Origin of the sequence: Pseudomonas sp. GD03944 (assembly GCF_029839275.1) — a bacterium.
Classification (GTDB): Bacteria; Pseudomonadota; Gammaproteobacteria; order Pseudomonadales; family Pseudomonadaceae; genus Aquipseudomonas.
The window spans coordinates 473,597-495,390 of the sequence record NZ_JAOCAH010000001.1; the positions used below are offsets into that span (position 1 = coordinate 473,597).

The window sequence follows — 21,794 nt, forward strand, 5'->3', positions numbered from 1 at the left end:
CGGCACTATAACCTTTTGCAACGGCAACCCCACTTCACAGGCCAGCGCATTCTCGTCTCCCCAGGCAGAGCGGGAAAACAGTCGCGAGACAGGATGGAAATCAATCAGGCAGCCAACGTTATCGGCTGCAACGACACGGCCTCTCATAACCGGAAAAAATCGGAAAGGATGTCGTGTTTCGGCGGTTTCATCACCAGCCGTCCTTCAGCGCCCTGGTACACGCAGGTGCCTCCGGGAAGATCCGTATTAATGACACTGACGCCTTGCGAGATGATGCTACCCGCGCCGACATGACAGCGACCAATGATCGCCGTATTGGGGTACAGGATGACCCCTTCGCCGAGCACCGGCGCCACACCGTGGTTCTTTCCAACGGTTGAATTCTGGTACAGCACGAGGAATTCGCCATAGGTCGCCTTGGCCAGCACGATGCCCACGGAATGGCCGATGAAGAACACCTCCGGCATCTCGATCTCATAAAACATGTCGATGCCGTTCAGCGTCTTGTTCAGGTAGAACAGCTTGGCGCACACCCGTAAATCGCCATCGGCGCGCCAGATCGAGTTGGACAGGTAATAGAGAAACAACGTGTATTGGGTGGAATGCAAGTAATCGAAGCTGTCCTGCTGCCAGACCCGTACGCCATTGATACAACGTCCTACCCGCGCCAATCCCTCGTCCAGGTGACGATCGAGCTCGGGTCGCACCACGGCACCATCGGGAAAGAAGGTATTCAACTGTTGGCACAGGTAGTCCAGCAAACCGGTGCGGTCCGTACCCTTAAGCTTCATGGGGGCTCCTGCGCAAGTGTTCGAGCATGGCTGGCAGGTGGTCGAGCAGTTGCCGCGGCCGGTATGCAAAATCGCGTTGCGCCTTGTCGATGGACACCGGTGCCGCCAGTTGGCGTTGCCGATGGCTGCAGCTTATCAGGCTGCCCGTGTGCGCCCGTATGGCGTCCAGCAGGTCTGCATTGTCGGTGTTGCTGCCTGCGGCGACGTTGTAGATACCCTGCGCATCATTTACCAGCAGTGTGCACAGCATGCTCACCACGTCCTCGACATGCACATAATCGCGGGTGAAATACGGCGAGCTCTCGATGGCAAACGACTCGCCCGTCGCCGCTCTGGGTAGCACCTGCGCGAGAAACCCGCCTTCCTTAAGCGCATCGCTGTAGACACAGGACAAACGTGCCACGCAGGCTCGACCTGCCGACTGGGTCAGGCAGAGGTTTTCCCCCAGCGCCTTGGACAGGTCATACAGGTGCCGGGGGCTCGTCGGATCCAGGCGCAGCACCGCCGCTTCCTCTCCGACGCCCTCCTCCAAGGAGTCATACAGACGGGTGGAAGACAGGTAGACCAGGCGTTCGAAGCGCCCTTCCCGCAGCAGACGGGCCAGCAGTGACACATGCCCCTCCACGGTATCGAAGGGACGGGCATGGTAGTCATTGGTCAATCCGGCACAGTAGAAGACATGGCCAAGGTCTTCTTTCAGCCAGCTTTCGTCATGTCGAGCCGGGGCGTACACCGTGCTGCCTTGTTCCTGCAGCCGCTTGAGCAGGTGCGACCCGACAAAGCCCCCGGCCCCCAGAATAGTAAAGTGCATCGCGGTGCTCAGTTCAGCGGATGGTGCAGCAGCGGGTTCTTGTGCCACAGCAGTTTTGGACTGACACCTGGGCAGTAGACCACCGGGAGCCCCGTCAGCACCTTGGGGTCCTTGACGGCGAGCACGTTGAAGCCATGGGGCGGGCCTTCCAGATAGACGTCGTCTACCGGGACCAGCTCAACCGGGCGGCCGCGCATGTCCGTGTTCGAGTTGAAGTCACGGATCGCATACAGCGTGTAGCCGAGGTCGGACAGGAAACGCGCAATCGGCGTTTTATCCAGCCCCTCGGACCAGTCGACATAATGCCGGTGCACTTCAAAGACAATGCTCGGCGCCTCGGGGGCCGGACGTGAGAGCTGCTCGATGGCACCGTTCAACACCTTGCTTTCCGCCCCCTCGATATCGAGCATGATCAGCCCGAGGCGCTCAACGCCGTGCTCACGGCAATAATCATCGATGGTGACGGTGGAGAAACTGTCTTCAGCGTCCCCGGTCGCCAGTTCGGAATACGCAAACGAGTCGTTGCCGACCAGGCGCAACTGCGCACTGCTCTCGGACCACAACCCCATCTGCCAGCCCTGGATGTTCTGGAGTCCGTTCAGTTGTGCGTTATGACGCAACATGGCGAACTGGTCCTTGTTCGGCTCGAACGCATGGCAACGGCCGTTCCCAGCCTGCATGGCACGCGCCATGAGCACGACCTGATCGCCAAAATACGCCCCACCCACCAGCACATCCGAGCAGGATTTCGCCAGATGAACGAGGAGCTTGGTGGTTTGCGGCTCCCAGACATGATCAGGGATGGCTGGCGTACTGAGGACAAAATCGCGCGCGATCTTCGTGCGGTAGAGAAAATCGAACACGGCACCGTCGGACAGCACCTTGCGCACCACCGTGTCCTCGTCGTGCAAGGCGTCGACCAGCGGGCCGACAACGTCGTCGCGCACGACACCCGGGTAGTCCGTCAGGTCCTTTTCAATGGCCTTGCAGAGCACCAGAAATTTTTCCCGCGCCGCCTCGTTCCCGCCAATCGCGCGCAACGCTGGCAGCAGCTGCTCAATCTCGAACTTCTCATTGCTCATACGCTTCTCCTTTGAATGCGCGGGCGCCAGTCTGTCTTACCACACCTGAATGTCTGGCATCGCGATCACCAGCTTGCCGCCCCAACTGCGTACATAGCTGAGCTGTTCTGAAACTTCGCTGCGCAAATTCCACGGCAGCACCAGCACATAATCCGGTTTTTCGATGGCGATCTGCTCAGGCTCTACGATCCGAATGCGGCTGCCTGGCAGAAACTTGCCCTGCTTGTGGGGGTTGGCATCGGCCACCCACGCCAGCAGGTCATCACGTACACCAGCATAGTTGAGCAAGGTGCTCCCCTTGGCCGCCGCACCGTACCCCACCACGGTCTTGCCCTCGGCCTTGGCCTGGAGCAGAAAGCGCAGCAACTCGAACTTGATGCGCGCAGCCGCCGGGGACAGGCTCGCGTAGAAGGCCTGGGTCTTGACTCCCCGTGCCTCCTCCCGAGCCAGCAGCGCACCGACTGCCGTCGATACAGGCTGCACGCCGTCGCTTCGCTGCGCGAACACCCGCAGCGAGCCACCGTGTGTCGGCAGCTCCTCGACATCGAACACGACCAGGCCATTGGCCGCGCACAACGTCTGCACGGCCGTCAGCGACAAGTAGGAATAGTGTTCGTGGTAAATCGTGTCGAACTGGTGTTCCTCCACCAGGCGCAGCAGGTGGGGAAACTCGAAGGTGGCCACCCCATTCGGATTGAGCAAGGCGACAAAACCGCGAAGGAAGTCATTGATGTCCGGTACGTGAGCCAGCACGTTGTTGGCCGCGATCAGGTCGGCACCCCAGCCTTCGGCTGCCAGCTGTTGCCCGACCTGCTCGCCAAAGAACAGCTCGCGAATCTCCAGCCCCTTCTCCCGCGCCGCCCGTGCGGTGCTGGCGGTCGGTTCGATGCCCAGGCAGGGAATGCCCCGCGCCGCCACGTACTGCAGCAGGTAGCCATCATTGGCGGCGACTTCCACCACCCGGCTGTGGGCCCCCAGGGCAAAGCGCTCGCTCATCGCGGCGACGTAGCGCTCGGCATGGGCCAGCCAACTGCTGGAGTAGGAGCTGAAATAGGCATAGTCGGCATCGAACAGGCTGTCGGCGCTGCGGTAATCCTCGGTCTGTACCAGCCAGCAGGCATCGCAGACCAGCACCCGCAGCGGCACCCACTGCTCGGCCTGGTTCAACTGCTCGGGGCTGATGTAGGCGTTGGACGGTGGCGCCGTGCCCAGATCGATCAGCGGCAGGTGCAAGGGCGCCCCGCAACCACGGCAGTTCATAGACGGACTCCTTGGAAATGCTCATCCACCGGAGGATGGCTGGCATCGCGGGTGGACAGATTCTTCACGGACAGCGGCCAGTCGATGGCGATGCGCGGGTCGGCGGCGGACAGCCCCCCTTCATGTCCCGGCGTGAAGTCGGCGCTGTGCAGGTAGAGCAATTCGGCGTCCTCGCTCAGTACCTGGAAACCATGGGCGAAGCCGGGTGGCAACAACAGGCTGCGGCCGTCGCCGGCCTCCAGGCGCTCGGCGTGCCAGCGCAGGAAGGTCGGTGATCCCTCGCGCACGTCCACCGCCACGTCCCAGACGGCCCCTTTCAGGCAGGTGATCAGCTTGCTCTCGGCATGCGGTGGGTACTGGAAGTGCAAGCCACGCACGGTGCCGCACTCATGGGTCAGCGACTGGTTGATCTGCCGCACGTGGAACGGTTGGCCCAGCCCCTGCAGGCTGCCTTCGCAAAACAGCCTGGCGAAGCGGCCACGCGTGTCCTGATGAACCTTGTGTTGCACGGCAAACAGCCCCTGCAAAGGCAGTTCGATCATGTGCAGGTCGCTCATGCTTGCCCTCGGTAGTCGGCCAACTGCGCCAGGGTCGCCACGCGCATATCGTCGCCCCGCTGCCAGGCCGTGTGCCAATCGACGGTGCGTCGCAGGCATTCGTCCAATGACCAGTGCGGTTGCCAGCCCAGCAACTGCCGGGCGCGGCTGCTGTCCAGCCGCAGCAGCCCGGCCTCATGCAGTTCGCTCGGCTCGATCTTCAGCCCGGCGGCCTGCGGCCAGCAATGGGCCAGGCGCGCCACCACGTCACCGACGTTACAGGTGTCGGCATCGCTGGGGCCGAAATTCCAGGCGCCGGCCATCGCGGGCCCCTGCTCGTACAGGCCCTGGGCCAATTGCAGGTAGCCGGCCAACGGCTCCAACACATGCTGCCAGGGACGTACGGCCTGCGGGTAGCGCAAGGTCACCGGCTCGCCCCGCGACCAGGCCGCCAGCACATCGGGCACCAGCCGATCGGCAGAGAAATCGCCGCCGCCCAGGACATTCCCGGCACGCGCCGTTGCCATGGCCACGCCATGTTCGGCGTGACGAGCCGCTGGAAAATAGGACGCGGCATAGGACTGGCTCAGCAGTTCGCAGCACGCCTTGCTGCTGCTGTAGGGGTCATGGCCGCCCAGTGGCTCGTTTTCCCGGTAAGGCCAGGCCCATTCGTTGTTGGCGTACACCTTGTCGGTGGTCACCACGACGCACGCACGCACGCCGCCAGTCCGGCGCATGGCCTCGAGCAGGTGCAGCGTACCCATCACATTCGTGGCGTATGTACCCAGTGGATCGCTGTAGCCTTCACGCACCAGCGGCTGTGCGGCCAGGTGCAGGATGATCTCCGGTTGCGCATCGGCCATAACCTGTTGCAGCGCGGGCAGATCGCGCAGGTCGCCGATGCGGCTGTCGATACCCTCATGGACACGCGCCAGTTCGAACAGGCTGAAGCGGGTCGCAGGCGCCAACGCAAAGCCGGTGACCTGGGCGCCCCAGCTCTGCAGCCAGAGCGCCAGCCAGCCCCCCTTGAAACCGGTATGCCCGGTCAGCAGAACGCGCTTGCCGAACCAGAATTCGGGACTCAGCTCCACTGCTTCCACGGGGCCTCTCCGCTCTGCCACAGTTGCTCCAGGTAATTCTTGTCGCGCAACGTGTCCATCGGGTGCCAGAAGCCTTCGTGCTGGAACGCCATCAACTGGCCTTCGCGTGCCAGGCTGTCGAGCGGGTCAGACTCCCAGGAGGTGGAGTCACCTGTGATGTAGGGCAGCACCTTGGGAGACAGGACAAAGAAACCACCATTGATCCAGCCACCATCCCCGAGCGGTTTTTCGACGAAGCCCGTGACCTGGTTCCCGTCACGCGCCAGGGCGCCGTAGCGTCCCGGCGGCTGTACGGCGGTCACGGTGGCGTGCTTGCCGTGCTGCTTGTGAAAGGCGACCAATGCGCTGATGTTCAAGTCGGTGACACCGTCACCGTAGGTGAAGCAGAACGCCTCGTCCTGTTCGAGAAAACGCCCGACCCGACGCAGGCGTCCCCCGGTCATGGTCTCCTCGCCGGTATCGACAAGGGTCACCCGCCAGGGCTCGCTGTAGTTCTGATGAACATCCATCTGGTTGTTGCGCATGTCGAAGGTGACGTCCGAGGTGCGCAGGAAGTAGTTGGCGAAGAAATCCTTGATCGCGTACCCCTTGTAGCCCAGGCAGATCACGAAGTCCTGAATGCCATGGGCCGAGTACTGCTTCATGATGTGCCAGAGGATCGGCTTGCCACCGATCTCGATCATCGGCTTGGGCTTGAGGTGCGATTCCTCACTGATGCGGGTACCCAGGCCACCAGCCAGGATCACAGCCTTCATTCTCACTCTCCTTGCGGGCAAAGGTACTGCCAGATACTGCATTGAACCCCATTCGCAGAGGCCGGAAAATCATCAGGTCACAACGCAGGTCGTCCCCCTCGCTCGACCCCGGGCGAACGGGAATCGGCAGGGGCTCATCCGGCGCTGAATCAGTCCTGCTGCCAAGGCTACCAATTAGCAAGCCCGGGATGTAGCCATCAATAGGCTATATCGCCGGGTAGCGCCAATAAGAACGCGTGCTAGCGCAACTGGTTGAACAGGTTCAACCCGGCGATCTTCACGTAGCTCTGCTGCGCGGCCTCCAGGATGATGGTCTGGAACGACAACCTGGAGAGCGCTTCGGCGTAGTCCAGCTCGCGCAGATCGGCCTGCACGGACTTGTTGACCAGGGTCACGTCCTCGTTGTCGATCTCGGTGGTGTCGATGAGGTTGAGGCGAGCGCCGATTTCCGTGTGGACTTCGTGCACCTGGCCCATGCCGTTGTCGAGGTTCTTCAGGGCGATGGCGACCTCGTCGCGAACGGCGAAGTTGCCGGCCTGGGAGCCCGGCGAGGCCTCCAGGGTCTGGCGCAGCCGGGAGATGGTGTTGAGGATGCTGCGCTGCTCCTGGAACTGCGGCTGCACCGCGAACTGGTCCCCGGTCGCCGGCGTGCCGGTCACCTCCAGGCTCACCCCGAACACGTTGATGGTGTCCGGGGGCCCCGCCGTTACCGGCGCGGTGGCCAATACCGGATTACCGGCCTTGTACGGCTGCGAGTAGACCTCGTAATCGGTGCCGTTGAAACGCAGCATCACCCCGGAGGTCGGGAAGCGCGCGTTGAAGTCCGCCTGATCCGCCGGTGTGGCGATGGCCGGGCTGGCCGGGCTCATCACCGCGCCTGGGGCGTTGGTCGAGGAGCGGGTCACGGCAAATTCGGTGGGTGCGACTCCCAGGGTGAAACTGTGGGTCCCCAGGCCCGGCGAACCCGGCAACGCCGGTGGCTGGATGTCGGCCACCAGATTGTCCAGGTCCTGGGCGTTGTCCCCTTCCTTGAGCACCACGTCGAGCTGGAAGCGAATACCGCGGAAGTTGATGGTGTTGCCGCCGCTGGCGTTCGGGTCGATGACCCCGCCGCCGGCGATTTCCGAGGTCACGTCGACGCCGTTGGCGTCGTACATGCGAAATTCCTTGCCGCTGACGAAGGTCAGGGAATAGGGCTCGCCACTGCGGAAACCGTTGGTGGCGTTGTTGAAGTCGCTTTCGTTTTCCACCAGGCCCGGGGACATGAACACCCGCTGTTCGTTGGCCGGCACACCCGGGATGTTGGTCGCCGGCAGCGGCGGCGTCGGCAGGTTGGCGTTGTTGACGCCGCCGTTGCCGGACACCCGGTTGGCATTGGTCACGTCTTCGAACAGGCTCTTGCCATTGTCGTTGATGGCCACCTGGGTGGAGCCCGCCACCTGCAGGCTGCGCTGGCCCTCGTCACCGAGGTAGGAATAGGTGCCGTCCGGGTTGCGTTGGAAGGGCTCGGTCTTGCCCAGGAAACCGCCAAACAGGTACTCGCCCCGGGCGTTCTTGCTGTTCATCAGATTGAGCAGCTCGTTCTCGCGCTGCTCCAGCTCCTGGGCGATGGAGCGACGGTCTTCCGCCGACAGCGCACCGCCACCGGCACGCACGGCCAGCTCACGCACGCGCTGCAGCACCCCGGTGACCGAGTTGAGGGTGGTTTCTTCCTGGGTCAGGCTGTTCTTGGCCGCCGTCAGGTTGCTCTTGTACTGGCCGAGCATGGCTTGCTGCTGCTCGAGCTGCAGCAGGCGCACCGAGGCGACCGGATCATCGGCCGGCGTCAGGATGCGGTTGCCGCTGCTGATCTGCTCCTGGGTGCGGATCAGGTTGGAGTAGTTGCGTCCCAGGCCGCCAACCCCATTGTTGAACGCCTGTACGGACGAAATGCGCATGACCATGAACGTAACCTCATTAGCGGGCGGCGTGTGCACCGCCGCCCTCTCTGCCCTGATGACCAGGGAACGGAATCATCAGAACGTGTTGATCAACGTATCGAACAAGTTGCGCGCAACTTGAATGATCTGGGCTGACGCCTGGTAGTACTGCTCGAACTGGATCAGCTTCGCCGCCTCCTCGTCGAGGTTCACCGCCGAGACCGAGTCCCGGTTGTCGGTGGCCTGTTTGAGGATAGACCCGGTGGCCTCGCCGTCGACCCGGGCCTGGCTGGTCAGGGTCCCCACCCGCTCCACCAGATCGCCATAGGCGTCGGTGAAACTGGCGCCAGTGGTTTCCGGGGAGGCCGGGTTGATACCGATCACCGTCTTGCCTTGCAGGTCCGCCAGCTTCTGGGCGTTGCGGTTGTCCGACACGCCGTTGGTGTTGAACGCCACCGAGAAGTTGTCGCCCGCCGTCGGACGGCCGTTGATCGTCACCTCGTACTCGAAGCTGCTGGGCACCGGGGGTGGCCCTGCGCTCGCCGGCACGGTGATCTTCACGGTGTTGTTCTGGCCGGGGGTGATGCTGCCGGTGTCGACCACGTTGCCGTTGATGTCGACCACTTCATAGGTCTGCGAGGCCCCACCGGCCGCGCCCATGACGATCCGCAGCGGCGGCGCGTTGCGCAGGCTGGTCTCCAGGTTGGCTCGCGCCACCGGGTCATAGATGTCGATTTCGGTGACCAGGCTGGGCTGGTTGATGGTGCCGGTCCCGGTGTTGGCCGGGCTCTTCTCGGCCTTGAGCGGACCGGCGAAGGCCAGCTCTTCCGGGCGCTTCATGTCCGCCCGGATATCGCCAGCGGCGTTGCGGGTCGGCATCAGGCGGAACTTGTCACCGTCGGCGAAGGTGCCGGCCGCGATGTTCAGGGTGAAGCCATCGATCTCTGCCGGCGGCACGCTGGTGATGTCGAACGGGCCGAAGTTGGTACCGTCGGACATCCGGCGCACGGTGTAGCCGGTGGCACTGTTGAACTCCACCTCGTAGTCGCTGGTGGTCAGCTGCGTGGTGTCGGTGATCAGTACGTTGAGGTTGGCCGAGGTGTCGCTGTTGCCGACCCGCGCCAGGCTGCGCTGGCCGACCAGCAACGGGTCGTTGATCGGGCGGAACAGCCCTTTGCCGAAGTTGCCGTTGAGGTCGAGCCCCTGGCCCATCTGGCGGTTGAACTGGTCGGTCACCGACATCGCCAGGCGACCGATGGCGTTCATGCTGGAATCGAGCACATCTTCGCGGTAACGCAGCAAGCCACCCAGCTCGCCGCCGGTGATCTGCGAGGTCACGCCCTGCCGGGAGTTGCCGCTGACGAACTGCACTTCGGCGCGCAACGGGTCGGCGGTGCCGGGCACCACCTCCAGGCGCGAGGCCTGGGCGCCCACCACCAGCGGCTGGCCGGAGCCGATGAACAGGTTGTAGCTGTTCTGGTCCTGGGGCACCACGGTGACGCCAACGAAGGTCGACAGCTTGCGCACTGCTTCTTCGCGAGCGTCCAGCAGGTCGTTCGGCGCCTGGCCGTTGGCCGAGGCCACGGCGATCGCCTCGTTGTAGCCGGCAATCGAGGTAGCCAGTTGGTTGACCTGGTCAGTGACCGCCGACAACTGCTTGTTGAGGAAGGCGTTCTGCTCGTTCAGCCGGTCGTACATGGTGTTGAAGCGCTTGGCCAGGCCCTCGGCCTCGGACAACACCAACTGACGTGCCGGAATATTGGCAGGGTCTTCCGCAGCGGTCTGCAGAGACGCGAAGAGCTTCTGGATGCTCGGGGTGATCCCCGTGGTGCTGCCGGCCAGCAGCGAGTCGAGCTGGTTGATCTGCCCCAGGTAGGATTGCACGTCGCTGTTGAGCGCCGTGCTGCTGCGCACCTGGGTATTGAGGAATTCGTTGTAGATGCGCCGAACATCGACCAGGGTGGTACCCGAGCCGACAAAGCCCGCCCCGGTGAACTGCGGGTTGCGCGTGGCCTGAATCGTCTCCTGGCGGGAGAAGCCGGGCGTATTGACGTTGGTGATGTTGTGGCCGGTGACCGCCAACGACGTCTTGTGTGCCGACAGGCCCGACAGGCCGATGTTCAATAAGCTAGCCATTGTTCAGCCTCAACTCCTTGTGGTGGGGCTATCGGCAGCAGCCACGGCTTGATAGGTCTGCATTTGCCGAGCGATCTGCGCCACTTTGCGGGCGTACTGCGGGTCGGTGGCGTAACCGGCCTGCTGCAACTCGCGCACGAACTGCTCTGGGTTATCGGTGGAACTCAGCGCTTCCTGGTAACGGCCATTGCCCTGCAGGAAACGCACGTAGTCATCGAAGCTGTGGGCGTAGGACTCGTAGGCGCGGAACGAGGCCGCTTCCTTCACGGCCTTGCCGCCCTTGTACTCGGTGGTCAGCACCCGGGCGGACTCGCCGTCCCAGTTGCTGTGGGTCTTGATGCCGAACAGGTTGTGGCTGCTGGAGCCGTCCTGCTGGCGAATGATGGATTTGCCCCAGCCGGTTTCCAGGGCGGCCTGGGCCACCAGGTAACGGGCGTCGACGCCCAGTTTCTCGGCGGCCTGCTCGGCCATCGGCAGCATGGTGGCGACGAACTCCTGCGGCGAACTGAACGCGGCCTTGCCCGGCGCCAGCGGCGGCTGGGCCAGACGGCGACCGGTGATGGCGTCGCTGCCATTCAGGCTCAGGGCCTTGTCGTTCGGGGCGGCGAAGGACCTGGCCGGAACCCAGTCGTTCTTTGCCAGCGGCTGGCCATCCACGCCGGTCGCGGCTTCGGCGGACGGCACGATGCCTGCCAGCAGGCGGTCGGTCAGCTTGCCCGGCAGCGACAGGCGACGCTGGTTGAGGAACGCCGAGTCATCACGCTGGCTGTCAACGTGGGCCAGGGGCTTGCTCGGCGCGCTCGGCACCGGCTTGTCGACCTGAGCGAACGGGTTGGGACGGTCGCTGACGTCCTTCATCTTCGACATCTGGCGCACCAGCACGTCGGCCAGGCCAATGCCGTTCTTGTTGCCCGACATGCTCACGGACAACTGCTGGTCGTACATGTCCTGGTAGGTCTTGCTCTCGTTGCTGTTCATGAAATTGCCCTCGCCGAACACTTCGTTCGCCGAGCGCATGGCTTTGAGCATTTCATTGAGGAACAGCGATTCGAACTCCTGGGCGACCTTGCGGATGTTCTTCTCGCTGTCACCGCCCACCTTGAACTGGTTGAGTCGGTTCAGGTCGGTGAACGCGCCGCTGTCGATGGCGTTGTGCGTACCGCCGAGCAGGCCTGCTGAGAGTCGTGAGTCCATGCTGTTCCCCTCCCCTTAGATCACGATCAGATCGGCTTGCAGCGCGCCGGCCTGTTTCAGGGCTTCGAGGATGGCCATCAGGTCGGATGGGGCTGCGCCCACCTGATTGACCGCCCGGACGATCTCATCCAGCGAGGTGCCCGGGGCGAACTTGAACATCGGCTTGGCCTCCTGCTCGGCGTCCACCCGCGAACGCGGTACCACCGCGGTCTGGCCGCCGGACAGCGCTTCCGGCTGGCTGACGATCGGGTCTTCGGTGATGGTCACGGTCAGGCTGCCGTGGGTCACGGCAGCGGGCTGCACGCGCACGTTCTGGCCGATGACGATGGTGCCGGTCCGGGAGTTGATGATGACCTTGGCCACCGCCTGGCCGACATCGACCTCGAGGTTTTCCAGGATCGACAGGTAATCGACGCGCTGGCTCGGGTCCAGCGGCGCGCTGACCCGGATCGAGCCGCCATCCAGGGCCTGGGCAACACCCGGGCCGAGCAGTTCGTTGATGTGGTCGACGATGTTCTTGGCGGTGGTGAAATCCGGGCGGTTGAGGTTCAGGGTCAGGGTATTGCCCTGGTCGAAACCGCTCGGCACCGGACGCTCGACCGTGGCCCCACCGGGAATACGGCCGGCCGACGGAACGTTGACGGTGATCCGCGAGCCGTCGCCGCCTTCGGCGTCGAAACCACCGACCACCAGGTTGCCCTGGGCGATGGCATAGACGTTGCCGTCGATCCCTTTCAACGGCGCCATCAGCAGGCTGCCGCCGCGCAGGCTCTTGGCGTTGCCGATGGAGGAGATGGTGATGTCGATGGTCTGGCCCGGCTTGGCGAACGGCGGCAGGTCGGCATGGATCGACACCGCTGCGACGTTCTTCAGCTGCACGTTGCCGCCCTGCGGCACCTTGATGCCGAACTGCGCCATCATGTTGTTGAAGGTCTGCACGGTGAACGGGGTCTGGGTGGTCTGGTCACCGCTGCCGTTGAGGCCGACCACCAGGCCGTAGCCGATCAACTGGTTGCTGCGCACGCCCTGGATGCTGGCCAGGTCCTTGAGTCGCTCGGCCTGGGACAGGCTGCTGAGCAGCAGCAGTGCGCAGGCGAACATCCATTTGCTCATGGTCATCGCATTCATCCTCAGAACGGCCACATCGGGCTGAGGAAGAACCGGCTCAACCAGCCCGGCTGGCTGGCATCGGCGAAGGCACCGGTGCCGGAATAGGTGATGCGCGCATCGGCGACCCGGGTCGAGGCCACGGTGTTGTCGGTGGCCACGTCGTCGGCCCGTACCAGGCCGGAAATCCGCACCAGCTCGTCACCGGTATTGAGGGTCATCCACTTCTCGCCGCGCACGGAGAGGATGCCGTTGGGCAGCACTTCGGCGACAGTCACGGTGATCGAACCGGACAGGCTGTTGCTCTGCCCCGCCTGGCCGGAGCCGCTGGCATCGCGCTGGGAGTTCCAGCTGGAATCCATGCTCAGGTTGTTGTTGGTCATGCCCAGGGCGCTGAGGCTGCGCAGCGGGTTATCCGGCGCCACGGTCATGCCGAACAGCGTGGGCGAACCCAGGTTGCCGCTGCTGTCCTTCTGGATGTTGCTGTTGGCGTTCTTGCTGGCCTGGGTCCGCTCGTTGAGCGTGATGGTGATGATGTCGCCGACGCGGTAGGCCTTGCGGTCATCGAACAGGTTGTTCTCGAACCCGGACTGATAGATGGAGCCGTTGTTCTGCGCGGCAGGCAGCGGGGTGCGCGGCAGTACCGGCGCGTAATAGGGGTCGTTCGGCTTCGCTGGCGGTGCCATGCAGCCGCTCAGGGCTGCCATGCCAAGCATCGAGAAAACACATACAAGCCGGTTCATAACCACTACCTCACGGCGTATCAGGCCAGGACGCTCAGGCGCCCGGAGCCATTAAAGATTCTGAGTAACGAAGGACAGCATCTGGTCGGCGGTGGAGATGACCTTGGAGTTCATCTCGTAGGCGCGCTGCGTGGTGATCATGTTCACCAGCTCCTCGACGACGCTGACGTTGGAGTTTTCCAGGGTGCTCTGCTGGATGGTGCCGAGGCCGTTGAGGCCGGGCGTGCCGACTTGCGGCGCGCCGCTGGAGCCGGTTTCCAGGAACAGGTTGTTACCGATGGCTTCCAGGCCAGCGGGGTTGATGAAGTCGGCGGTCTGCAGGTTGCCGATGATCTGCGGCTGGGCGTTGCCCACCGTGGTCACCGACACCGTGCCGTCTTCACCCACGGTGAAGGTCTTGACCTCGTTGGGCAGCACGATCGCCGGTTCCAGGGCGAAACCCTGGGAGGTGACCATCTGGCCGTCGGAGTTCAGGTGGAAGCTGCCGTCACGGGTGTAGGACACCGTGCCGTCGGGCAGCAGCACCTGGAAGAAACCGCGACCGTTGACCGCCATGTCCAGCGGCTGCTCGGTGGTCTGCAGGCTGCCAGCGGTGAAAATCTTCTGCGTTCCGACCACGCGCACACCGGTACCCAGCTGCAGACCGGACGGCAGTTCGCTGTCCTGGCTGGACTGACCGCCGGGTTGCCGGCGGATCTGGTACAGCAGGTCCTCGAACTCGGCGCGATCGCGCTTGAAGCCGGTGGTCGAGACGTTGGCCAGGTTGTTGGAAATGGTGGTCAGGTTCATGTCCTGGGCGGACAGACCGGTCTTGCTGACCCACAGTGCCGGAAGCATATCGATTCTCCTCGGGTGCCGTTTTCACGGCGCCGCGTGCTGATAATTAGCTAATCTGCAAAACTCGCGCCATCGCCGACGCATTGTCTTCGGCGGTACGCATCATCTTCACTTGCAACTCGAACTGGCGGGACAGCGAGAGGATCGCGGTCATCTCTTCCACGGCGTTCACGTTGCTGGATTCGAGAAAGCCGGAGGTCACCTGGACGGTGGCGTCGGCCTGCAGGGGCTGGGGCCCCTTGTAGCGGATCATGCCGTCGCTGCCCTTCTCCATCTGCTTGAGATCCGGGTTGACCAGCTTCAGGCGGTCGACCTCGGCCAGCACGTTCGGCGCTTCGCCGAGTGCACGGATGGTGATGGTGCCGTCCTGGCCGATCTCGATTTTCTGCTCGGGCGGTACGGCGATCGGCCCGGCATTGCCCATGACCGGCAAACCGTTGCCGGTACGCAGGATGCCCAGGGCATCCACATTCAGGCTGGCGGTACGGACATAGGCTTCGCTGCCGTCGGCGGACTGCACGGCCAACCAGCCCTTGCCACCGATGGCGACGTCCAGGTCACGGCCGGTTTCCTGCAGCGAGCCCGGACGGAAGTCGGTACCCGGGCGCTCGCTCATGGCGTACACCCGCGTCGGGTAGCTGTCACCGAACACCGGCATCGAACGCGCCTGCTCGAAATCCCGACGGAAACCGCTGGTGGAAATGTTCGCCAGGTTGTTGGCGTGGGCACGCTGGGCCAGGGTGTTGTTGTGGGCCCCAGTCATGGAAACGTACAGCATCTTGTCCATGGTCATTCTCCGAGATGGGCGTGTCGCCCGTGACTCTATGCAGGGTATTCAGCAAGCACCGTGCCAGACTCGAAAAATAACAATAAACAACTGATATAGAAGGGATTTTAAAAACAGAAAAGACCCCGAGCGGAGCCTTTTGCCGGAAAGTCGGCGAGCCGTTGCCGCCTGCGGCAACGGCCTGGCCGCCCCGGAAGCGGCGACACCTTGCCGGAGTGGCCGGCAAGGTGTCCCTGGTTCATCAACGCAGGTTGATGATGGTCTGGGTCACCGCGCTTTCGGTCTCGATGGTCTTGGCGTTGGCCTGGTAGTTGCGCTGGGCGACGATCAGGTTAACCAGCTGGTCCGACAGCTCGACGTTGGAGTCTTCCAGCGCGCCGCCCTGCAGAGATCCCATGGTGCCACTGCGCGGGGTGCCCACCACCGGCTCGCCCGACTCGAAGGACTGGACCCAAGCGGTCTTGCCGACCGGGGTCAGCCCCTGGACGTTGGCGAAGTTGGCGAGGATCACCTGCCCCTGCACCTTCGACTGCTTGTTGGTGTAGCGGGCGAAGATCACGCCACTGTCGTCGATTTCCAGGCCGGCCAGCTGGCCGGTGGTGTAGCCATCCTGGTCCACGGCGTTGACCGCGAACGCGCTGGAGAACTGGGTGGAGGAACGCATGTCGATCCGCACCCCGGTGGCGTTGGCAAGGGCGCCGTTCGGGCCCCATACCGGCGGCACGGAGTCATCCGCCGCGGCCGGCGTCCAGCCGTTGAGGGTGAAACGACCGGTGGCCGCGTCCACGGTGAAGTCCGGGCCGCCCGCACCGTCATAGTTGCCCGACACCAGGGTGGAGGTGTCCAACTGGCCGCTGGCGGTGAAGCCCACGGTCATGGTGTAAGGCGCGGTGGACGTCGGGTCAGCGGGGTTGCGGCCGTCGACCAGCACGTTCATCTGCCAGGTGTTGGCCCCGGTCTTGACGAAATACTGGGTCATGACGTGGGCGTTGCCCTGGGTGTCGTAGATGTTGGTCGAGGTCGACGAGTTGTAGGTGGTCGGGTCCGTCGGGTTGAACGTGGCGTTACCAGCCGCCCGCGCCGCCGCGATTTCCGCCGGCGTCGGGTTCGCCGGGTCGACGGCACCGGCGATGCTGGCGTCATAGGCCCCCTGCCAGGCCGTCGGCACGGTGTTGTTGGAGTTCAGGTTGAACGTTTGGTCCACGGTGCTGGTGGCACGCGGCGCCTGGTTCGTGGTGTCGATGCGCAGGTCACCGACCACCCCGTTCTGCAGGTTGCCGTTGCCGTCGACCGGGTAGCCCTGCAGGCGGTAACCGAAGTTGTTGACGATGAAGCCCGAACGGTCCGTGCCGAAATAACCGGCGCGGGTGTAGCCGATCTCGCCGTTGTTACTGGTCTGGAAGAAACCGTTGCCGTTGATGGCCAGGTCCAGCGAGTTCTGCGTGTAGTTGATGTTGCCCTGGTTGAACAGCTGCGACACGTTGGCCAGCAGCACACCGCTGCCCTGAGCGTTCTTGCCGGTACCCAGCATCGAAGACGCATAGAGGTCGGCGAACTCGGCGCGCGACTGCTTGAAGCCCGCGGTGCCGGCGTTGGCGATGTTGTTGCCGGTCACGTTGAGGTCACTGGTCGCGGAGCGCAGGCCACTCAAGCCAATATTGAAACCCATGGAAGTCTCCTTTACCGGGAAAACCGGCGGTTAAAACCTGTTGATTACTGACCGATGATCTGGACCTGCGAGAGCGGCACAGTGCCAAGCCCCGCCAGGTTGAGCATCAATTCGTTGCCACCGAGGGTCACGCTGTCGACGTTGGCCGGAAGCATGGTGTACAGCCCCTTGGTCTCCGCCCCGTAGGTGGCCTGCGCCTCGAATTTGTAGGTGCCCGGCGGCATGACTTTGCCGTCCGCGTCCTTGCCGTCCCAGATGAAGCTGACGTTGCCGGCTTCCTGGGCATCCAGGTTGATGCGGTTGACCACCGCGCCCGCGCTGTCATAGACGTTGACGTAGACGTTGCTGCTGCTGACCGGCAGCACCACGCTGCCCTTGAAGCTTTCGCTGGTGTCGACCACCGCCTTGTCGCTCGGGATGATGACCTTGCGGCCCACCAGCGACGAGGCCTGCAGGGCCTGGGAGGACTGGTAGCCGGAGAGCAGCGACTCCATGCTGGTGTTCAGCTTCTCGATCCCCTCGACCTGGCTGAACTGCGCCAGCTGGGCGATGAACTCGCCATTGCCCTGCGGCTCCAGCGGGTTCTGGTTGTTCAACTGCGCCACCAGCAGGTTGAGGAACTCGTTCTTGCCGAGGTTCTTGTTCTGCGTGGTGTCCTGCTTGATCTGGTACTGATCCAGTACCGAACCCGCGCCATTGACGGTGGTCATTCGCTATCCCCTTGTGGCTGCTTACTGACCGAGGGTCAGTACGCGCTGCAGCATCTGCTTGGCGGTGTTCATCATTTCGACGTTGGTCTGGAAGGCCCGGCTGGCGGAAATCATGTCAGCCATCTCTTCAACCACGTTGACGTTGGGGTAATACACATAACCGTTGTCGTCGGCGGACGGATGGTCCGGCTCGTAACGCGGCATCAGGCTGCTCTGGTCCTCGATGACACCGAGCACCTGCACGCCGCGGCCGGCTTCGTCCTGTTCGGCGAACAGCGAACCGCGGTCACCGTTCTGCGCCTGCTGGAACACGGTGGCGAACACCGGGTGACGGGCGCGGTAGGTCTGGTCGATGCTCGAAGAGACCGTCTCGGCGTTGGCGATGTTGCTGGAAATGGTGTTCAGGCGAGTACTCTGGGCACTCATGCCGGTTCCGGCGATGTTGAAGACACTGGCGAGTGACATGGCATCAGGCTCCTTTATTCGCCGCGCAGGGCGCTGACGAGCCCTTTGAATTTGCTATTGAGGAAAGTGAAGCTGGCCTGGAAATTGACTGAGTTTTCCGCGTAGTTCGACTGCTCCACCTGCAGGTCGACCGTGTTCTGGTCGATCGAGGGGTGGAACGGCGTGCGGTACTGCAGGCTCGCATCGGCGCCGGCAATGCCTTCAGCGGCAATGTGGCGGCTGTTGGTCATGTTCAGGTTGACCGGGCCACGCTGGGCCTTGGCGCTCTGCTCGGCCAATACCGACGCGAAGTCCAGGTCACGCGCCTTGTAGTGCGGCGTGTCGGCGTTGGCGATGTTGTTGGCCAGCACCTCGGCACGCTGGGCGCGGAAGCCCAGTGCTTTTTCGTGGATGCCGAGTGCGCTTTCGAAACTGATGCTCATGGTCAGGAACCTTTGCCTTGTGGCTTGCCTGTTTTCCGTGCAAGACATTTAGCAAGGGCCATGCCAATTTATTTAACCCTTTAAAATCAGCAATTTACAAAAAAACGCAGACCGTTTCCGGTAGAAAGCGGCAACGCCTTACCGCCCCCTGGCAAGCAAAGCGGCAATCCCCTCCGGTGTGGCTTGCCGCTCGAGCGGCAACCCTTCGCCACGCCATAACGCAAAACGGGAGGCCACTGGCCTCCCGTTTTTGTCACGGCATTCGCTGTTACTTGGCTTTATAGATGATGCCCGGGCTGCACTGGACCATCTGGTACTTCTCGGGCAGGCCGTTGAGCGCCTCGGACGCCCCAAGGAACAGGTAGCCACCCGGCTTCAGGGTCGCGTGAATACGGCTGAGGATGTCCTTCTTCACGTCGGCGGAGAAGTAGATCAGCACGTTGCGGCAGAACACGATGTCGAACTTGCCCAGCGCCGCGTAGCTGTCCAGCAGGTTCAGCGGGCGGAACTCGACACGGCTCTTGATCGCCGGCTTGACCACCCAGCGCCCCGGGCCCTTGGGGTCGAAATAGCGCTGCAGGCGGTCCTGGGACAGCCCCCGGCCCATGGCCAGGCTGTCGTACTCGCCGGATTTGCAGTTGATCAGCATCGAAGGTGACAGGTCGGTGGCGACGATCTGCACCCCGGCCTTGAGCTGACCGATGTTGGTCTTCTCGAATTCATCGATGGTCATCGACAGCGAATACGGCTCCTGCCCCGACGAACAGGCGGCCGACCAGATGCGCAGGCGCTGGCCGGGGCTGGCCTTGATCATCTCCGGCAGCACCCGGTTCTTCATCACCTCGAACGGGTAGGTGTCGCGAAACCACAGGGTCTCGTTGGTGGTCATGGCGTCCACCACCTGCTCGCGCAGGCCGCTGCGCGGCTGCGTCTGCATGCGCTGCACCAGCTCACCCAGGGTCTTGATGCTGTTCTGCTCCATCAGCTTGTTCAGCCGACTGGAAACCAGGTACTGCTTGTTGCTGCCCAGCAGGATGCCGCAGGCTTTTTCCAGGAATGTCCGGAACTGCTCGAAATCCAAATTACCTGAAGACACTCGCGAGGCCTCGCCAATCATGATCCTGTGCCGAGAAGCATGTCCTCGACCCCCATCGTGGGCCAGGTGAGTCACTCACACTGGCCGTTCCTTTATATAGCGTTACTGCTGGTCTGCCGCGTTGATCCGCTCGACCACCCGCGACGCCAGGTCATCCGGGCGAAACTTGGCCAGGAAGTCATTGGCACCGACCTTCTTGACCATCGCCTGGTTGAACACCCCGGACAACGAAGTATGCAGGAGGATATGCAACTTCTGCATGCGCGAGTCACCGCGAATTTCCGCCGTGAGCGTATAACCGTCCATTTCCGGCATCTCGATGTCGGAAATCACCATGAGCAGTTCCTTCTCCGGCGCCCGCCCCTCGTCGGCCATCTTACGCAGGTAATCCAGCGCCTGACGCCCGTCGTTGAGTGCGGTGACCTCCACGCCCACGGTCTGCAGGCAGCGCATCACCTGTTTGCGCGCCACCGACGAGTCGTCGACGATCAGCACGTGCTTGGTGACGGCCTTGTCCTGGGTGGCCACATCGATGACACCCGCCGAGATGACCTCGGAGGTCGGCGCCACTTCGGCGAGGATTTTCTCCACGTCGATGATCTCGACCAGTTGCTGATCCAGGCGGGTAACCGCCGTCAGGTAATGGTCGCGCCCGGTGCCCTTGGGTGGCGGATGGATGTCTTCCCAGTTCATGTTGACGATGCGTTCGACCGAATGCACCAGGAAGCCCTGCACCTTGGTGTTGTACTCGGTGATGATGACGAAGCTGTTTTCCACGTTGCTCAGCGGCGTCTTGCCGGTGGCCATGGACAGGTCCAGGATCGGAATGGTGCCGCCACGGATGTTCGCCACCCCACGCACCACCGGGCTGGATTTCGGCATGATGGTGAGCTTGGGGCACTGCAGCACCTCCTTCACCTTGAACACGTTGATGCCGTACAGCTGCTTGCCGTCCAGGCGGAACAACAGCAACTCCAGACGATTCTGCCCCACCAGCTGAGTGCGCTGGTTAACCGAATCCATTACACCGGCCATGCCCGATCCCCTTCAAATTCGAGTAGTGCGCAATTAATGCTTAGCGTAGCAGGCGGCACGAGCCTTGCTTTTCATTCTGTATGAACACTGAAACGACGTTTTTTCGACGCCTCACGGCCAGCGCTCGTCACCTGACGACCGCCCTGCCGGTTCTGGCACTGCTCGGCCACAGTTTGCCGGCCGCGGCAACCGCTACGTTGCCTGAAGACCTTATCGGCGCGAGCGAGCGCTTTCTTGAGGAGCTGGTCACTGACTATTTGCAGCGCAGCGACATTCAGGGGCGGCACGAGATCCGTATCAATCGCCTGGACCCTCGCCTGCGCATGCCGCTGTGCGACAGGGAATTGACGACCGCCCTGGAAAGCCCCGCCGAACCGATCGGCCGGGTGACCCTGCGCGTGCGTTGCGAAGGCAGCGCCCCCTGGACGGTCTTCGTGCCTGGCCAGGTGCGGCTGTTCCGCGACGTGGTGATCGCCGCCCGCCCGCTCAAACGGGACTTGGTGCTGTCGGAAACCGATGTCAGCCTGGCCGAACGTGACGTGGGCTTGCTCAACCAGGGCTACATGACCGCCCTCAAGCAGGCTGTCGGCAAAAAAATGACGCGTCCGCTGTTGCCCGACCAAGTGGTGACGCCCAGTGTGGTCCAGCTGGCCGAAGTGATTCGCCGCGGCGATCAGGTGGTGATCACCGCCCGTGGCTCGGGTTTCAACGTGCGAATGCCCGGCGAAGCCTTGTCGGACGGGGCTGTCGGGCGGCAGATAAATGTACGCAACCAACGCTCGCAACGGGTGGTCAAAGCCCGTGTGGTCGGTCCGGGGCAGGTGGAAGTGGCGATGTAGGCACGATTCTTGTTAGCCATTTAGCTGACGATTTTCGCACCGTGCTTTAGACTGAACGACGACAGATAATTTAATCGCCCATTAACGCTAAAGTTTTCCCGGGCATGGCCGACAAGCTAGGCAAGCGTCCAAATACTGCTCGAGGTTTTGCATCATGGTCATCGACTTCAACCGGCTTAACAATGCCGCTACGCCAGCCAATTCGGGGCGTACCGGCAGCACCCAATCCGGTACGGGTAATGAAGCCATCGGCAACAAACCGAATGCGGCTCCGGCCACACCGACTGCTCCGGCCGAAACCAGCAAGAGCGGTGAATCCGTTCAGCTGAGCCGTGAAGCACAACAATTGCAGAAGATCAGCGAAAAACTGCGTGATCAGCCAAGCGTCAATAAAGAGCGCGTGGCGCAGCTCAAGCAAGCGATTGCCGACGGCAGCTACCAGGTCGACAGCCAGCGCGTTGCGAGCAAGCTGCTCAATTTCGAATCCCAGCGCTAAAAGC

At 62.9% G+C, this 21,794-nt stretch carries 22 protein-coding genes; 2 read left to right on the plus strand and 20 right to left on the minus strand.

Annotated features, from left to right (window positions below):
* Positions 1 to 143: 143 nt before the first annotated feature.
* The 20 genes from N5C28_RS02270 to N5C28_RS02365 all read right to left on the minus strand — a co-directional run bounded on the left by N5C28_RS02270 (position 144) and on the right by N5C28_RS02365 (position 20,455).
* On the minus strand, positions 144 to 791 hold the full coding sequence (locus tag N5C28_RS02270) for a hypothetical protein (RefSeq protein ID WP_279819614.1): 648 nt from the start codon (positions 789 to 791) through the stop codon (positions 144 to 146).
* A complete protein-coding gene (locus tag N5C28_RS02275) occupies positions 781 to 1,602 on the minus strand; it encodes an NAD(P)-dependent oxidoreductase (RefSeq protein ID WP_279819616.1) in 822 nt (273 codons plus the stop codon). The genes N5C28_RS02270 and N5C28_RS02275 overlap by 11 nt, the downstream gene beginning before the upstream one ends.
* An 8-nt stretch (positions 1,603 to 1,610) precedes the next feature.
* Entirely contained in the window at positions 1,611 to 2,684 is a 1,074-nt protein-coding gene (locus N5C28_RS02280) for an FkbM family methyltransferase (RefSeq protein WP_279819619.1), read from the minus strand.
* Between the two features lie 36 nt (positions 2,685 to 2,720).
* The gene (locus N5C28_RS02285; RefSeq protein ID WP_279819621.1) at positions 2,721 to 3,944 is read right to left on the minus strand and encodes a class I SAM-dependent methyltransferase; all 1,224 of its coding nucleotides are present in this window, start codon (positions 3,942 to 3,944) and stop codon (positions 2,721 to 2,723) included.
* The gene (gene rfbC, locus N5C28_RS02290) at positions 3,941 to 4,501 is read right to left on the minus strand and encodes a dTDP-4-dehydrorhamnose 3,5-epimerase (RefSeq protein WP_279819623.1); all 561 of its coding nucleotides are present in this window, start codon (positions 4,499 to 4,501) and stop codon (positions 3,941 to 3,943) included. Before rfbC ends, N5C28_RS02285 begins: the two co-directional genes overlap by 4 nt.
* Positions 4,498 to 5,580: a CDP-glucose 4,6-dehydratase gene (rfbG, locus tag N5C28_RS02295; RefSeq protein ID WP_279819625.1), complete on the minus strand. Its 1,083-nt coding sequence runs from the start codon at positions 5,578 to 5,580 to the stop codon at positions 4,498 to 4,500. The genes rfbC and rfbG overlap by 4 nt, the downstream gene beginning before the upstream one ends.
* Positions 5,562 to 6,335: a glucose-1-phosphate cytidylyltransferase gene (gene rfbF, locus N5C28_RS02300; RefSeq protein ID WP_279819628.1), complete on the minus strand. Its 774-nt coding sequence runs from the start codon at positions 6,333 to 6,335 to the stop codon at positions 5,562 to 5,564. The genes rfbG and rfbF overlap by 19 nt, the downstream gene beginning before the upstream one ends.
* A gap of 239 nt (positions 6,336 to 6,574) precedes the next feature.
* Positions 6,575 to 8,278, minus strand: a complete 1,704-nt coding sequence (locus N5C28_RS02305; protein WP_279819631.1) for a flagellar hook-associated protein 3 — start codon at positions 8,276 to 8,278, stop codon at positions 6,575 to 6,577.
* Between the two features lie 72 nt (positions 8,279 to 8,350).
* Positions 8,351 to 10,390 (minus strand): flagellar hook-associated protein FlgK, encoded by a 2,040-nt coding sequence (gene flgK, locus N5C28_RS02310; protein WP_279819634.1) that lies wholly within the window; start codon positions 10,388 to 10,390, stop codon positions 8,351 to 8,353.
* A 9-nt stretch (positions 10,391 to 10,399) separates the two neighbouring features.
* Positions 10,400 to 11,584 (minus strand): flagellar assembly peptidoglycan hydrolase FlgJ, encoded by a 1,185-nt coding sequence (gene flgJ, locus N5C28_RS02315; protein WP_279819637.1) that lies wholly within the window; start codon positions 11,582 to 11,584, stop codon positions 10,400 to 10,402.
* Positions 11,585 to 11,599: 15 nt separating this feature from the next.
* A complete protein-coding gene (locus tag N5C28_RS02320) occupies positions 11,600 to 12,703 on the minus strand; it encodes a flagellar basal body P-ring protein FlgI (protein WP_279819640.1) in 1,104 nt (367 codons plus the stop codon).
* A gap of 11 nt (positions 12,704 to 12,714) precedes the next feature.
* Positions 12,715 to 13,434 carry a flagellar basal body L-ring protein FlgH gene (gene flgH, locus N5C28_RS02325; RefSeq protein WP_279819643.1) on the minus strand — a complete coding sequence of 240 codons (720 nt, stop codon included), beginning with the start codon at positions 13,432 to 13,434 and terminating at the stop codon, positions 12,715 to 12,717.
* 51 nt (positions 13,435 to 13,485) lie between these two features.
* Positions 13,486 to 14,271, minus strand: a complete 786-nt coding sequence (flgG, locus tag N5C28_RS02330; RefSeq protein ID WP_279819645.1) for a flagellar basal-body rod protein FlgG — start codon at positions 14,269 to 14,271, stop codon at positions 13,486 to 13,488.
* Between the two features lie 46 nt (positions 14,272 to 14,317).
* Positions 14,318 to 15,058, minus strand: coding sequence for a flagellar basal body rod protein FlgF (locus N5C28_RS02335; protein ID WP_279819647.1), 741 nt, complete (start codon positions 15,056 to 15,058; stop codon positions 14,318 to 14,320).
* Between the two features lie 241 nt (positions 15,059 to 15,299).
* On the minus strand, positions 15,300 to 16,727 hold the full coding sequence (locus tag N5C28_RS02340; protein ID WP_279819650.1) for a flagellar hook protein FlgE: 1,428 nt from the start codon (positions 16,725 to 16,727) through the stop codon (positions 15,300 to 15,302).
* Between the two features lie 44 nt (positions 16,728 to 16,771).
* Positions 16,772 to 17,437, minus strand: a complete 666-nt coding sequence (gene flgD / locus N5C28_RS02345; RefSeq protein ID WP_279819653.1) for a flagellar hook assembly protein FlgD — start codon at positions 17,435 to 17,437, stop codon at positions 16,772 to 16,774.
* A 21-nt stretch (positions 17,438 to 17,458) separates the two neighbouring features.
* Positions 17,459 to 17,902, minus strand: a complete 444-nt coding sequence (flgC, locus tag N5C28_RS02350; protein ID WP_279819655.1) for a flagellar basal body rod protein FlgC — start codon at positions 17,900 to 17,902, stop codon at positions 17,459 to 17,461.
* Positions 17,903 to 17,916: 14 nt separating this feature from the next.
* Positions 17,917 to 18,324 (minus strand): flagellar basal body rod protein FlgB, encoded by a 408-nt coding sequence (flgB, locus tag N5C28_RS02355; RefSeq protein ID WP_279819658.1) that lies wholly within the window; start codon positions 18,322 to 18,324, stop codon positions 17,917 to 17,919.
* A 268-nt stretch (positions 18,325 to 18,592) separates the two neighbouring features.
* A complete protein-coding gene (gene cheR, locus N5C28_RS02360; RefSeq protein ID WP_279819661.1) occupies positions 18,593 to 19,420 on the minus strand; it encodes a protein-glutamate O-methyltransferase CheR in 828 nt (275 codons plus the stop codon).
* Positions 19,421 to 19,522: 102 nt separating this feature from the next.
* Positions 19,523 to 20,455, minus strand: coding sequence for a chemotaxis protein CheV (locus tag N5C28_RS02365; RefSeq protein WP_279819664.1), 933 nt, complete (start codon positions 20,453 to 20,455; stop codon positions 19,523 to 19,525).
* 80 nt (positions 20,456 to 20,535) lie between these two features.
* Between N5C28_RS02365 and flgA the strand changes: the two genes are divergently transcribed.
* Complete coding sequence (gene flgA / locus N5C28_RS02370) at positions 20,536 to 21,294, plus strand: flagellar basal body P-ring formation chaperone FlgA (protein WP_279819667.1); 759 nt, start codon at positions 20,536 to 20,538, stop codon at positions 21,292 to 21,294.
* 154 nt (positions 21,295 to 21,448) lie between these two features.
* Positions 21,449 to 21,790, plus strand: a complete 342-nt coding sequence (gene flgM, locus N5C28_RS02375; protein WP_279819669.1) for a flagellar biosynthesis anti-sigma factor FlgM — start codon at positions 21,449 to 21,451, stop codon at positions 21,788 to 21,790.
* Positions 21,791 to 21,794 lie beyond the last annotated feature (4 nt).